Raw genomic sequence first — 13,112 nt, 5'->3', positions numbered from 1 at the left:
GACGGCGTGTGCAGGCATCAAGATGGCCTTTACCAGCTCAGTCGAGGCCGGAGCAATGGGCAACAGTGTCTCGGCACTGACAGGATGGTCGAGCGCGATCATCGCCTTGATCGCGGGTATCGGCGGAATTGAGCGATATAACAGGTGCCATGTTTTGCGGTCGAGAATATCCTCGTAGTTTCAACACGGCTTCAGCCTAACGGATGGTGAATAAAGATCACAAATAAATGAGGCCTCCGCGTGAAAAAATATGATGGCTTCCGCATCGGCCGTCATCGATCAATACTTGAACGTCCCCGCCCCTTCGGATGCGGCACTGCGCGGCTGGAGGCTAAATGCGGTTTTTGATCGCATTTATGCGATCGGCCACGCGCCGAGGATAGTCTCTTGCACCGCCGCTATAGCGCATGAGCGCGTGACGGACGCCCCCATCGGCCGCATCGATATAGTCGTGCAGGTTCGACGACCCGATACTGACATTGGTGCCCGCGTCGGTCAGGTCGGAGGTACAAAGGACAAGGTCTTCGTGCTGCGAGGGCAGGACCCGCATGAGCCCACTGGCACCTACGACGCTCACGGCAAAGCGGTCGAATCTGGATTCGACCGCGAATACTGCGAGCAGCAGAATCGGCGAGATTGCATCGCGTCTCGCAGCATGCGATACCGCCTGACCGATCTTCAGTGCTTCTTGCACGCCGATATGAAACCGGACGTTTAACATTGTCGCGATGTCTTCGGCTGTCGGCGTGCCTTCCGAGACTGCGTCGCACGCAGGGTCCGGCGGCTCAACGACCGATGCGTCGGCGCCATAGCTCATTCCGTTGAGCGGGCCAGCAACCAGGATTGCCGCGAGAACGATAGCGCGCAGACTGTGCGAACGAGCGCCTGACCGATCGCCGAAGTTCTTGTTCATGTTCACTAGTGGTTTGCCTGTGAAACTGCTTGAAAGGCTACGCCGCGCGAACGAACAATTTCAGAAAAGGTGACCCTTACACGACAAAATGGCATAAAAGCCCCGGGGGCCGCAAGGCAAATGGATTGCGTCAGTGCGTCCGTTACAACCGGACGACTGTAATAGGCCAGATAGCGCGCAACGATATGCTGCAGTTCCCCAGAGCGCCTAAAGAAGCTGGAGTGTCGGTGACGGTTCGACTATGCTACAAGATGGCCGCACGGCCAGCGCAGGCCAGTGGCATCCTCTACAACCCGTCTTCGCAGGAACATTCAGAACATGGCAACAGGTACCGTCAAGTGGTTTAACGATTCGAAGGGTTTTGGGTTCATCACGCCGGACGACGGCGGCGAGGACCTGTTCGCGCACTTCTCCGAGGTTCAGGGGGCTGGCTTCAAATCCCTTCAGGAAGGCCAGAAAGTGAGTTTTGAAGTAAAGCAGGGCCCCAAGGGGAAACAGGCAGCGAACATCCAGCCCTTGTAAGTTTTCCGGGCTGCGAACGCGTCCTGCCAGGGAAGCGATCAGGCCAATGCAGGATCGCTGCCAGTCTGGAACTGGGCATCGACGGGGGGCGTGCCTCCCGCCACTGCTCAACGCTCGAGGAGCGGCCTCATCTTGAGCGCGCGAGAAACTTGCCCGGAAGTGAACCCGCTGTTGCGTGCGAATGGCGCACGGTCAAGCGGCGCGGCCAGGGATTCGCCGACAGCAAAGAGACCGACAAAGCGAAACGAGTCCGTCTCCATCTTGATGAACACGGGGATCGCATCGCGCTGCGCCGACAGGGTCCTGCCCGCTGCTCTTGCAGAAGCGCTGCCATCGCTTTTGTTCATTTCAAACATGACAAACTCCGTTTGCTTATTGCTGTTTATATGTACTATTTATCGTCTTATATAAGATCAATTCCGCAAGCTCGTACATGGCTACCCGCAACGACGCCCGCCTGATCGCAGCGAGGTGATCACGAGGCGTCTTTTGCGGGCTATCGGCGCAACACGTCGGTCTCTACAGCGGACGCTCTCAGGCTGCGCAAAACTACCTCGCCGTCCCACGTAATCGAAAATCTGGCTTTAGCGGTATCCTGGCCAATAACTTCCGCGAGTCCAGCGTCGCGAAGCGCAGTCATGTCGGGAGTCTCGCTCTCGACCTCTATCGGCGCATAGCTGAGCAACATGAGGGCTGCCATTTCGTGCGCGCTCAGGCTCGGCACATTCGCATGTTGCGGATCTCCACTCTTCATCTTCATAGGCAATCCTTTTATCATTTTGCACGTCCAGATGTGGCCTGCATTCGCCGCGTTGGTTGGCGCTGGCAGCGCGTTTATTGCGTGCTGCCAGCGTCTACACACACGGACGCGCCACGTAATGCAGATCAAATGTGAGCGAGTATTGCGATGGAAACAGCACTACGCGGACGACTGCCGTTGCTGTATCCCTGTAGCGTGAAAGGGTGCACGGAAGAACACTACGACGCGCACCGCCCGCCTTGCGGCAGGGCGGCGGCTCAAAGACGCAAGGCACAGACGCCCTGCCTTTCAGGCAGCGAGACAACTCGGGGGACGTGGGCTTCGGATGGTCATTGCAAGCGAGATTCAGTCTGACTACCGCAATCTTCTACTGAACGGCAATCCGGTGGCAAGTAAAAAGATCGTAAAGAACCGTCTCAGGCTTTCGATGCGAATCCACTCTGCAGCTCCACGTGCAGCGCGACGAGCCAGCGCCGCGCGCAGCCACGTCGGATTCGTACCGTGCGGCCGTTCTGAATCACGCAAGGACTGACGAATCCCGATTCACACGCATCCCGCCACGCGTGCTTCGAATCCTGCCGTATCCAGACGATCAGGATGACAAATAATGTCAGGTTGAAAAGCAGCGTTAGTCCGGGCGCGATCTCAGGATGGTTTTCGTGCGCGAGCAACGCAAACGCACTCGTGAGGATCTGGTTGATGAGCGCCAGCAGCACGGCGATCTTTAGAACGCCCGCTTTAGGGGAGAGCTTTTGCGCACGTGCGCGGCGCGTGCCGCCGCGTGCGGCACAGGCCTTCGATGTGACACTTTCATTGGTCAATCCGTCGCGCAGGGCCAGCCATGTCGAGATGCCAGTTCAGGGCCGCGGGAAAGTGGCGCCTCCATGCCATCATCTTGACCGACACGCGCCCTCCACTTCCCCTACATATCTCAAAGGATCAAAAAATAGCCAGCCGTATCTAAGCGCGACGGCGGGCGTTTATCAACCAACAAGTCCCTTTTGACCGTCGACCACCATTTCCGGCGTATAGGAGCATCACCAAAACGAGTGCAGTACTCCACCTGACGCTGAGTGGTCGCATCCAGCGAGTAAGGGTCCTGCCATCCCAGGCTGTTCCAGTGCGTCACATGAAACGCAAGCGGGGGCGCCTCCGTATGGTCACATGAAAGTTCCGACAGGTAGGCATCCGCTGGTGGGCGTGAGGAGCACCCTTCCGAAGTAAACAGTTCAACAATTAAAGGTCTGGCTGACGCCACGACGGGCGCGACAAGTACAAAGAACGTGGCAGCGACGACGCGTACCAACATGATCATTCTCTAGAGCAACGCGACTACCTGTTAATTCATCACAGCGCTCAGTGGCTACATCGTTGCACGCCGATCGGTATAAATTCGTTCGATTTTGCATTCCGGTTACACATCGAGCGCTCACGCGAAAAAAATTGAATTCGTGTAACCGGCGTTCAGTATCGCGCGAATTTGCTCGTGTATCCGCAACGGGTACCTTCCATCTCAACCACTGGAGAAAGTCTATGTCTGCAAAGACCACTGTACGTTCCGCCCTGCTCGCAGGTGCCGTTGCAAGCCTGCTAGCTTCGGTCGCTCATGCCGCGCCGCTCACGAAGGAAGAGATGAGCGCCGCCCTCGCCGCTCACAAGGAAAAGTGCTTCGGCGTCGCGCTGAAGGGGCAAAACGACTGCGCCGCCGGTCCGGGCACGACCTGCCAGGGTACGTCGACGGTCGACTTCCAGGGCAACTCGTGGAAGTTCGTCCAGGGCGGCACCTGCGCGAGCATCGTCGTGCCGGGCGGCGCCCACGGCTCGCTCACGCCGATCAAGTCCTGATCGCGCGACGACGAACGAAAGGGGACGGTCATGACCGCTTTCATCCGATCGGCGGCGACCCGTGCATCGGGCTGTCCCCTTCGCGCGGTGCCCGGCGCGGCCGGGCTCGCGGGCACGAGCTTCAAGCACGAACATCTCGCGGCGATTCTCGAAGACGGCCTGCAAGACGGCTTCTTCGAGGTGCATGCCGAAAACTATATGGGCGCCGGCGGCCCACCGCACCGCGCGTTGAGCGCGATCCGCGAGCGCTATCCGATTTCGCTGCACGGTGTGTGCATGTCGATCGGCGGACCGGATGAGCTCGACGCCGGCCACCTCGCGCGCTTTTGCGAACTGGTTGAGCGCTACAAACCTGCGCTCGTTTCCGAACATCTCGCGTGGTCATCGCACGGCGGCACGTACTTCAACGATCTGTTGCCGCTGCCCTACACGAAGGCGACGCTCCACAGAGTCTGCGAACACATCGATCGGATGCAGGAAGCCATCGGGCGTCCGATACTGCTTGAAAATCCGTCGACGTATGTGGCGTTCGCGTCGTCGACGATGAGCGAGACGGAATTCATCCGTGCAGTCGCGCGGCGCACGGGCTGCGGGTTGCTGCTCGACGTCAACAACGTTTTTGTTTCGGCGACCAATCACGGTTATCCGGCACGCGGCTATATCGAGGATTTTCCGCTCGAATATGTCGGCGAGATTCACCTGGCCGGCCACAGCGAGCAGCACGATGACGAACACGCGCCGCTGCTCATCGACAGCCACGACGGCGCCGTTGCCGATCCGGTGTGGGCGCTCTACCGAGACGTGATCGCACGCACCGGGCCGATGCCGACGCTGATCGAATGGGACAGCCAGTTACCGGCGTGGACCGAGCTGCGCTCGCAGGCGCTAATGGCCCGGCGGATTGTACGGGAGTGTGCAGTCGAAAGAGAATCGGAATATGACATATTCAAGCCGGGGCGCGCCCGCCATGATGCCTGAACAACACACGAGCGACTACGCGGCGCGCTTCGCGCCGGGACTGATGAACCCCGAGCTCGCCACGCCGGATGGCGTCGTGGCCATGCACGGCATGGGCGTTGTCAAGCGCTACAACGTCTATCGCAACAACGTCACGGTCAGCCTCATCGATGCGCTCGCCGCGATCTATCCCGCCGTGCAGCGGATCACGGGCATTGAGTTCTTCCGCGCGATGGCACGCTTTCACGTGCGTGCTACGTCGCCGGCTTCGCCGCTCCTTTTCGAGTACGGGCGCGATTTTCCCTCATTTATCGAATCCTACGAGTACGCGCGCGACATGCCCTGGCTTGCCGATACGGCGCGCATCGAGCGCGCCTGGCTCGATGCGTATCACGCCGCGGATGCCGCGCCGCTCGCGGCCGAGGCATTCGCGAGCATCGATCCAGGTTCGCTCGCGCAGGCGCGCTTTGTCCCACATCCGGCTGCGCGTATCGTGCGCTCGCGCTATCCGGCCGTCGCGATCTTTGCGATGAACCGCGCAGACGGCCCCGTTACCCCGCTGCATTCGAGCGACGCAGAAGACGCGCTCGTCACGCGGCCTGAATACGACGTGATTGTCTCGCGCCTGCCCGCGGGCGGGGCCGCGTTTCTCGTCGCGCTCATCAAGGGCATGCCGCTCGGCGCCGCCGCGCAAGCAGCCTTCGAGGAGAGCGACACCTTCGACCTGTCGGCCAGCCTGGCCGCGATGATTTCGGCTGGCGTGTTCGCCGCCGTTCAACCGGGAGCGTAATCACCATGCAGACTCGACAAGACTCCAGACCGTCCTTTGCGGGAAACGTCGCGCACGCGATCGGATGCGCGCGGCGCTTCATCGAGCGGCTCGCACAACCGTCGTTCGTGCAGCTCGTGCTGCGTCTCGCGCTGGCCGTGCCGTTCTGGAAATCGGGCATCCTCAAGTGGCACGGCTTTCTGCAGCTCAACGACACGGCCATCGATCTCTTCACGGATGAATTCAAGTTGCATTTGCCCGGCGGCCCCTACCCGTTCCCCGCGCCGGCCGTTTTCGCGTTTCTCTCCGCGTGCGGCGAGGTCGGTTTCCCGGTACTGCTCGTGCTCGGATTCGGCACGCGCTTCGCCGCTGCCGGCTTGCTGCTGATGACCTGCATTATCGAGCTGACGGTGCCGGACGGCTGGCCGATCCACATCACGTGGGCCGCCATGGCGCTCGGCATCGCAGCGTGGGGCCCGGGCGTGATTTCGATCGACTACCTGCTCGGGGACCGTGCGTACCGGTCATGAAGACGCGAGATCTCGTCGCCCGGCTCGCAACCGGCGTGTCGCCCGTCGAGCGCAACGCCGTTCCCAAGGTGCTCAATTGTGCGCTCATGCACGGCCTCGCCGGCAGCACGGTCCTGCTGGTCGCTCTGTATGGTGTGCGAAGTGATATGCCCGAGCTGATCCTCACGACGATGTTCTGGGTGCGCCTCGCGTTCCCCCTCGCAATCATCGCCGCGGCCATGAAGCTCGCGGGGCGGCTGGGCCGACCCGGCGCGCGGCTCAGGCTCGCATGGTTCGCAGCAGCGCTGCCCATCGCCACGATGCTGCTCGCCGCGGGCAGCATCCTGCTGGCTACGCCGCCGGGCTACCGGCTGCAATTGATGCTCGGGACGACGTGGCGCACCACGACGGCGAGCGTCGTGCTGCTCTCGCTGCCTTCGCTCGCCGCGATGCTGCGCGCAATGAAGCAGCTCGCGCCAACTCGTCTCGCGCTGGCCGGCGCGGGCGCGGGACTCCTCGCCGGCGCCCAGGGATTGCTCGTGTACTCGCTGTATTGCTCGGAGATGGCGGCGCCGTTCTGGGGTGTCTGGTACGTGCTGGCAATCGTCATAACGACTGCCGCCGGTGCGGCCATCGCGCCGCATTGTCTGCGCTGGTGAGATTCGCGGCGACGCCAGGCATCGCGCTTTCGCTAGCGATGTCAGACACCGACGTTCGCCAAGTTGGTCCTTTCAGAATGGTGCCGTATGCTCCGGAACGCGCTCGAACACATGGTCCGCTTGGCCGCGCCAGTACGCTCGCTTTGCATGCCGTGGCTTCTTCTTGCAACGCGTGTCTGGTTCGGACAAGTGGTGCTCGTGCATCAGATCATGGCGATGGCAGAAACCCACGATGTCGGGCTACCCGGCACCGGATTGCATGCTCCATCCAGCCTAGAGGCTGCGCTACACGGTATCGTGCCATTCCTGCTCACCGCAGGCCTCCTCACCCGGCCTATCGCGCTTGTGTTGCTTGTTGGTGGATACGGGTCGATCGGCCTGGGTCCGGGCGGAGCAACCCTGGTATTGCTCGCGTGGCTAGTCGTGCAAGGTCCGGGAGCATTGTCCCTTGACGCGTTGCTGGAGCGAGGCCTGGCGTGGGCCCCTCTCGGCCCGGGCCGCCTGATCACGAGATTCTACGCGCTGATCGAACGCTATCTTTCGCCAGTACTCCTGCTCGCCTCGCGAGCAGGCATAGCGGCGTCGCTCAGTCTCGCTTCCGCTTTGACGCTTTCCCTGGGCAGGCATGTCGATCATCACGGTCTGGCGACACTGTTCGCCTACCCCTCTTGGACTGCAGCAATCCTCGCATTCTGTATCGCCATCGGCTGCATTACGCGGCCGGCGATGCTGATCTATGCCGCTATGGTTCCGCTCGCGGGCATAGCCATGTCCACGGACGACAGACTCGCCATTCTCCTTCTGCTGCTCATGTTTATCGCTACCGGGCCCGGGATCATCTCGGTGGACCAATTGATTGCGCGCTGGTTACTCAATAGCTCGGGAAGCGAAGAAAGCACTTTAGATCGGTATCCTCATGTTGTAGTAGTAGGCGGCGGCTTTGGCGGAGTCTCGACCGTTCGCGGGCTACGCAGATCACGCTGCCGGATCACGCTAATCGATCAGCGCAATCATCATCTGCTTCAGCCGCTGCTATACCAGATTGCGACAGCAGCGCTGTCGCCCGGGGAAATCGCACCCCCGATCCGAAGTCTCTTTCGCGGACAGCGCAACGTCCAGGTCCGTCTGGGAAGAGTCACGGGCGTTGACACCACCATCCGCGAAGTCCTTATAGGCGCAGACAAGGTGAAATACGACTATCTCGTCCTGGCAACTGGCGCACGTCATAGTTATTTCGGCAACGATCATTGGGCGCCGTACGCACCGGGGCTAAAGAGCATAGAAGACGCAACGTCAATAAGGAGCCGTCTGCTGCGGGCCTTTGAAGAGGCGGAAACGGCCACCGACGAAGCAGCCCGTGCCGCGTGGCTCACCTTCGTCATCGTCGGGGGCGGACCAACGGGTATCGAACTAGCGGGAGCCATTGCGGAATTGGCGCACCACGGAATGGACCAGGAATATCGCACGATCGATCCATCGACATCGCGTGTCATTCTGGTTCATGCTGGACCACGCGTTCTGCCTGCATTTCCCCCTTCCCTGTCTGCTGCTGCCGAACATGCCCTTCGCAAGCTGGGCGTCACCGTGTATCTCGATACCAGGGTGCTAGGCGTCGATCAAGATGGCGCCGATCTCGGCAAAGATCGCATTGCTTCTCGCACAATCCTGTGGGCCGCCGGGGTGGAGGCGTCACCGGTTGCGAAATGGCTCAATCAGCCAGAAGACGGATCAGGACGAATCAAGGTGAACGACGACCTCTCTGTTCCAGCCGTTGAAGGCGTCTATGCAATTGGCGATACGGCTTCGAGCCTGGGCTGGAAAGGCGCAGCCGTTCCGGGATTAGCGCCTGCCGCCAAACAGCAAGGAAAATATGTCGCGCAGGTGATCGCCGCGCAGCTTGCGGGACGCCGTCCGCTCCCGCCGTTTCGATACAAGCATTTCGGAAGCCTGGCAACGATCGGGCGTCAGGCCGCCGTGGCGGAACTCGGCCCGATCCGCATGTGGGGCGCGCCAGCGTGGTGGTTCTGGGGCGCCGCTCATATCGCGTTCCTCACCGGAGGACCCAACAGAGCAAAGGTCATGCTGGATTGGCTCTGGGCGTATGTCACCTACCGGCGCAGCACGAGACTCATTACCGATCCAGCTTCGGGCAGGCAGTCGGATTGAATGTCCGCTGTGCTCAAAGCCGTTGCGGATTGCCTGCGCCGGGCCAACGGGCCACCCGCTCATCTGCATCGGCGTAGAACAAAACAAAGATGTCAATTCGAAATCCCTGAGGCGTAGGGATTCCGCTCGCCGAATTGACGACTTTGTTTGCAGTCTCAACGAAATAAAGTCGTCAATTCGCATGAGTTCGCATTAAAATTGTCAACTCGCGTTCTAGACTTCGAATCCCGATCGTAAGATCTTGATCTTATGAAATATTCTGGTCTCGTGGCGCAGCCAGTCGCCCTTGCGCGACCGCGCGGTGCGCACCGGTTGGAAGTCTTTTGCCTGAAAGCGAAACGGCCGCTCACGTTCGGCCGGCGCTGTTCTGTCGATGGATGAATCGTGCTCGAGTCCGAGCCCGCAGTGTGTGCCTTCTGCGAACGTCCTGGCTTTATCCAGAGCGGTGGCCAGCGATTTCTCGCTGTTTTTCAGGTCCGCCACACTGACCGTCATGAATTTGTACTCCTACCCAATCCGATCGTCGCGAAAAATATCCGCGCTCATATCCGCGGTCACGCGGACCTTGATGCCGCCGCCACATGACAGTTCGTCTGAACGATTTCCGCTTTTGTTGACGCCCGCGCGACGCGAGGCTGTTGACATCTTTAATTCGCGATCTGTAAGCACATGAATTCACAGGACTTTATGCCTCTTCCGGCCTTCTGGAGCCGCGGATTGACAGCTTTAATAGCGAAGTTGTGACGACTTTATTGCCATCTACGAAAATCTCAAGTATCTGCGCCTCGGATCTCACTAATGGTGTCGCGTAGGAGCGTAAGTTGTTGATTTCGTCATTCGGTAGTATCAAGTTTGCTGTCGGCTCACGGTCCCGCCCAGCCCGTCGAGCTGCTGCACATTCCGTCCGACCTGTCCGGCGCCACTGGCACCAACCGCACGCGCACTGCGCTCCGTCACATCAGCGCCGACGACGACCTGGCTGCGATCACGGCATGGCTCGCGCGCTACGCCGATGTACCCGGGACCGTCACTGCCTATCGCAAGGAGGCCGAGCGGCTGCTGCTGTGGACGGTAATCCAGCACGGCAAGGCCCTGTCGTCGCTGACCCACGAGGACCTGCTCGTCTACCAGCGCTTCCTGGCCGACCCACAGCCCGCCTGGCGCTGGGTCATGACGACCCGCAAGAAGCCTGGTCGCGCCTCACCGGACTGGCGGCCGTTTGCTGGCGCGCTGTCGCCGGCGAGCGTGCGCCATGCACTGACAATCCTCAACGCGATGTTTGCGTGGCTCGTTGATGCCGGCTACCTCGCCGGCAACCCGCTGTCGCTCGCGCGTCGCCGCGGCGTCGCCAGGAAGCCGGCCGTGACGCGCTATCTGACCCATACGTGGTGGGAAGTGGTTAAAACGACGATCGAGTCGCTGCCCGCGGACACGGCGCGCGAGCAGTTGCATGCAGCGCGGTGCCGGTGGTTGTTCACCGTGCTGTATCTGACCGGCCTGCGCGCGACGGAGATCGCCAGCACGCCGATGGGCGCCGTCTTCTGGCGTCGCGATACCGCAGGTGTCGAGCGCTGGTGGATCGAGGTGCATGGCAAGGGCAACAGGACACGACTGGTGCCGGCCACAGACGAGCTGATCGCCGAACTCGCCCGTTACCGGCGTGCACACGGCCTCGCGCCATCCCCATACCAAGGCGAACGTCGCCCGCTGCTGCTGCCACTCATCGGCCACGAGAAGCCCCTCTCACGTGGCTCGATCCACCAGATCGTCAAGGAGGTCTTCGCTCTCGCGGCAGACCGGCTGCGTGTGCGCGGCGCCGAGTGGCACGCCCAGGCCGATCAGCTCGCCAGCGCATCGGCGCACTGGCTCCGCCATACAGCCGGATCGCACATGACCGATCAGCAGATCGACCTGCGTTTCGTACGCGACAACCTCGGACACGCGTCGCTTGCAACTACCAGCGTCTACCTGCATGCCGAGGACGATGCGCGGCACGAAGCGACGCAGACGCGTCACCGGCTTGGCTGGAACTGACTGCCTCGCGACACTGGATCGGCCTGCAGCTCTTCTTCCCCGCCCATGTGCAAAGTTGTGGTCGCGATACGCCACTACCCCGGAAAGCGGTCGAAATGCAGTCGCGTAATCGCCTTGCGATGCGCGAAGTTCATCGGTTGATGCAGGTTTGGTGACCATCCACGGCCTCCATAGAAGGCATGGCACCAGACGCAGCGATACGGCGTCTCCAGCAGCAGGACGCCTGCGAGGTACGGCGCTTCGTAACCGCAACCGTCGCAGGTCGTCTGCAGTACCACGCGATGCGCGGGACAAATGCTCACACCGAGCATCTGATGCAGGACGCTGTGGTAGCCACGCGCCATGCAACGCCGGCAGTAGCGGAACGCGCTGCTATGACGTTTGCGCTGGGTCGACAGCAACAGCGACGCGCGCAGCGTTTTCAGCGGCACGGCCAGCGTGTTGCGCAGGCGCCGGAGATCGACGTTTCCCGCTTGCGGCACGACGCCCTCATAAGGGTCGATGTCCGCCCCTATCAGACGCGCGACCACGTGTCCCGGCAACGCATTTGCCCTCTCGAATTTCCACAGGATCGAGACAAGCGACCAAGTGGATCGAGCCAGTTGCAGTTGAATACATATCCGAGAGCCGGCGTCAGCCTGCGTTCGTCGAGCGTGAGGATCGGGAAACCCGGCGACCGCAGCGACGCGCCGCTACGCTGCGGCAACGAGCACGCGGCCGGTTGCATGACGGGATTGCACATAGCCGCACTGCAAAACCGCAAACGACCACAACGCTGGCTCCGGGCAAAACCCGGGAGCGTCCTTGAGCTCGCCATCCTTCAGCACAATTTCGACAGCACGGGCGAACGACTCCATCGGAATGGCCAGTCGTCCTGGCAGGTTGGCCTTGTGATGTGCGTTTTCGAACGCATTCCAGAGCGTGTCGGCGTCGCTGACGAGCCGGTACCCGGCGTCGAAGGCGCGAGGAAGATAGAAGCGCTGTCTCTTTGAAAACTTCGGTGTCTCGCTCATTCCTCTGCTCGCTCAGTTTCGCTCTGGCCGGGCTTCAGCATTCTCGCCGCCGGCAGAGGATCGATCTTAAGATCGTCGGTTCCAGTTTGTCGCTACTGTCTGCCGCCTTCAGTGGCAACGATCACGGATCCGATGGCTTTCCTATGCTGCAGGTGGTTTGCCGCCTCGAATGCGAATCCTTGTCATGGTCACTCCCTCTCTCCGTGCTTTCCTTGCTCAAAGCCGGATTACGTTGGCCGGCACTTCGATTCCTTGGTGACGTCGAATGGCCTCGCGAAACTCCTGCCACTCAACCGCACCCGCAGCCTCGTGCGTGCAATGCAGGCGTTGATCCGCGCCGGCCATTTGCTCGGTCACGGTCCGATGTACATCGATTCCGAAACGCTTGCTGAATCGACCTACGCATGAGCCGTCGTCACCCGTCACCCAGACGGCATCGCCGAGCGCCGAGACATCGATACTGTCGAGATCCATCGCTTTCCCCCTTTCCGGGGCCTATTTGCTTGCTGAATTTTTGCAAGATGGTCACCCATGGCGCAAATGAGGCCGAGCGAAATCGGCGAGAGCGTCCATGGCAGATGCGATTCGTTTATTCAACTCGTTGTCTGCGGAGCTTCTGCTGGCAAATACCTCTGAGCGCACTTTCTTCGCAAAGTCTCGGTCAGCGCGGAAAATGTCCCCCTCGCTGGCGACATCGTCCAGGTAGCTTTCGATCGCAGCGTACAACGTCGAGACGCATTCAGAAAGCGGTTGCGTTACTGCGCGCGCGTCAACTCCCCAGATCGCTTCCGCTTCCAGGGACCTCGCGTCGTATTCCTTCAGCGTAGCTACAACGCCGCCCCATCGGCTTTTGAATACGTGGTTCCATGCTTCCATTTCCTCTTTCGTCGATGGCCTACTTCCTTGGTTCTTGTATCCGGGCGGGAACTCGGCTGCGACCACCAGAGGAGCACGGCAATTGCAGA

General features: G+C 60.8%; 17 protein-coding genes and 1 pseudogene. 8 read left to right on the top strand and 10 right to left on the bottom strand.

Features of this window, described 5'->3' with window-relative positions; all coding sequences use genetic code 11:
- Positions 1-331: 331 nt before the first annotated feature.
- Complete coding sequence (locus E1956_RS45565; RefSeq protein ID WP_134760678.1) at positions 332-913, bottom strand: lytic transglycosylase domain-containing protein; 582 nt, start codon at positions 911-913, stop codon at positions 332-334.
- A gap of 318 nt (positions 914-1,231) precedes the next feature.
- On the opposite strand from E1956_RS45565, the gene E1956_RS45560 reads away from it, so the two are divergent.
- Entirely contained in the window at positions 1,232-1,435 is a 204-nt protein-coding gene (locus E1956_RS45560; protein ID WP_134760676.1) for a cold-shock protein, read from the top strand.
- 107 nt (positions 1,436-1,542) lie between these two features.
- Here the strand turns inward: E1956_RS45560 and E1956_RS45555 are convergent.
- The 4 genes and pseudogenes from E1956_RS45555 to E1956_RS45540 all read right to left on the bottom strand — a co-directional run.
- A pseudogene (locus tag E1956_RS45555) lies at positions 1,543-1,767 on the bottom strand (hypothetical protein); the annotation flags it as partial.
- A gap of 164 nt (positions 1,768-1,931) precedes the next feature.
- On the bottom strand, positions 1,932-2,195 hold the full coding sequence (locus tag E1956_RS45550; protein WP_134760674.1) for a hypothetical protein: 264 nt from the start codon (positions 2,193-2,195) through the stop codon (positions 1,932-1,934).
- Positions 2,196-2,611: 416 nt separating this feature from the next.
- Positions 2,612-3,016: a hypothetical protein gene (locus E1956_RS45545; protein ID WP_232072549.1), complete on the bottom strand. Its 405-nt coding sequence runs from the start codon at positions 3,014-3,016 to the stop codon at positions 2,612-2,614.
- A 110-nt stretch (positions 3,017-3,126) separates the two neighbouring features.
- Positions 3,127-3,504 (bottom strand): DUF1223 domain-containing protein, encoded by a 378-nt coding sequence (locus E1956_RS45540; RefSeq protein ID WP_335930053.1) that lies wholly within the window; start codon positions 3,502-3,504, stop codon positions 3,127-3,129.
- Positions 3,505-3,728: 224 nt separating this feature from the next.
- Here E1956_RS45540 and E1956_RS45535 point away from each other — a divergent pair, with 224 nt between their 5' ends.
- The 6 genes from E1956_RS45535 (at position 3,729) to E1956_RS45510 (ending at position 9,100) form a co-directional block, all read left to right on the top strand.
- Positions 3,729-4,040, top strand: a complete 312-nt coding sequence (locus E1956_RS45535) for a BufA1 family periplasmic bufferin-type metallophore (RefSeq protein WP_134760672.1) — start codon at positions 3,729-3,731, stop codon at positions 4,038-4,040.
- A 30-nt stretch (positions 4,041-4,070) separates the two neighbouring features.
- Entirely contained in the window at positions 4,071-5,018 is a 948-nt protein-coding gene (gene bufB, locus E1956_RS45530; protein WP_134760670.1) for an MNIO family bufferin maturase, read from the top strand.
- Complete coding sequence (locus E1956_RS45525) at positions 5,008-5,787, top strand: HvfC/BufC N-terminal domain-containing protein (protein WP_134760668.1); 780 nt, start codon at positions 5,008-5,010, stop codon at positions 5,785-5,787. The genes bufB and E1956_RS45525 overlap by 11 nt, the downstream gene beginning before the upstream one ends.
- Before the next feature lie 5 nt (positions 5,788-5,792).
- Positions 5,793-6,296 (top strand): DoxX family protein, encoded by a 504-nt coding sequence (locus tag E1956_RS45520; protein ID WP_134760666.1) that lies wholly within the window; start codon positions 5,793-5,795, stop codon positions 6,294-6,296.
- Entirely contained in the window at positions 6,293-6,934 is a 642-nt protein-coding gene (locus E1956_RS45515; RefSeq protein ID WP_134760664.1) for a DUF1109 domain-containing protein, read from the top strand. The genes E1956_RS45520 and E1956_RS45515 overlap by 4 nt, the downstream gene beginning before the upstream one ends.
- Before the next feature lie 147 nt (positions 6,935-7,081).
- Positions 7,082-9,100: an FAD-dependent oxidoreductase gene (locus E1956_RS45510; RefSeq protein WP_232072547.1), complete on the top strand. Its 2,019-nt coding sequence runs from the start codon at positions 7,082-7,084 to the stop codon at positions 9,098-9,100.
- Positions 9,101-9,313: 213 nt separating this feature from the next.
- Here E1956_RS45510 and E1956_RS45505 read toward each other — a convergent pair whose 3' ends face one another.
- Complete coding sequence (locus E1956_RS45505; RefSeq protein WP_134760660.1) at positions 9,314-9,595, bottom strand: hypothetical protein; 282 nt, start codon at positions 9,593-9,595, stop codon at positions 9,314-9,316.
- 357 nt (positions 9,596-9,952) lie between these two features.
- Between E1956_RS45505 and E1956_RS45500 the strand changes: the two genes are divergently transcribed.
- Positions 9,953-11,134 (top strand): tyrosine-type recombinase/integrase, encoded by a 1,182-nt coding sequence (locus E1956_RS45500; protein WP_232072545.1) that lies wholly within the window; start codon positions 9,953-9,955, stop codon positions 11,132-11,134.
- A gap of 74 nt (positions 11,135-11,208) precedes the next feature.
- On the opposite strand, the gene E1956_RS47655 is transcribed toward E1956_RS45500, so the two are convergent.
- The 4 genes from E1956_RS47655 to E1956_RS45480 all read right to left on the bottom strand — a co-directional run bounded on the left by E1956_RS47655 (position 11,209) and on the right by E1956_RS45480 (position 13,023).
- Positions 11,209-11,616, bottom strand: a complete 408-nt coding sequence (locus E1956_RS47655) for a hypothetical protein (protein ID WP_335930052.1) — start codon at positions 11,614-11,616, stop codon at positions 11,209-11,211.
- A gap of 210 nt (positions 11,617-11,826) precedes the next feature.
- Positions 11,827-12,147: a hypothetical protein gene (locus E1956_RS45490; RefSeq protein WP_232072543.1), complete on the bottom strand. Its 321-nt coding sequence runs from the start codon at positions 12,145-12,147 to the stop codon at positions 11,827-11,829.
- A gap of 216 nt (positions 12,148-12,363) precedes the next feature.
- On the bottom strand, positions 12,364-12,621 hold the full coding sequence (locus tag E1956_RS45485) for a hypothetical protein (RefSeq protein WP_134760658.1): 258 nt from the start codon (positions 12,619-12,621) through the stop codon (positions 12,364-12,366).
- A gap of 51 nt (positions 12,622-12,672) precedes the next feature.
- Positions 12,673-13,023 carry a hypothetical protein gene (locus tag E1956_RS45480; protein WP_134760656.1) on the bottom strand — a complete coding sequence of 117 codons (351 nt, stop codon included), beginning with the start codon at positions 13,021-13,023 and terminating at the stop codon, positions 12,673-12,675.
- Positions 13,024-13,112: the final 89 nt, after the last annotated feature.

This window comes from Paraburkholderia pallida (genome assembly GCF_004524855.1).
GTDB lineage: Bacteria > Pseudomonadota > Gammaproteobacteria > Burkholderiales > Burkholderiaceae > Paraburkholderia > Paraburkholderia oxyphila.
The sequence above is the reverse complement of the archived record's forward strand: the minus strand, read 5'-3'. Positions and strand labels throughout refer to the sequence as shown.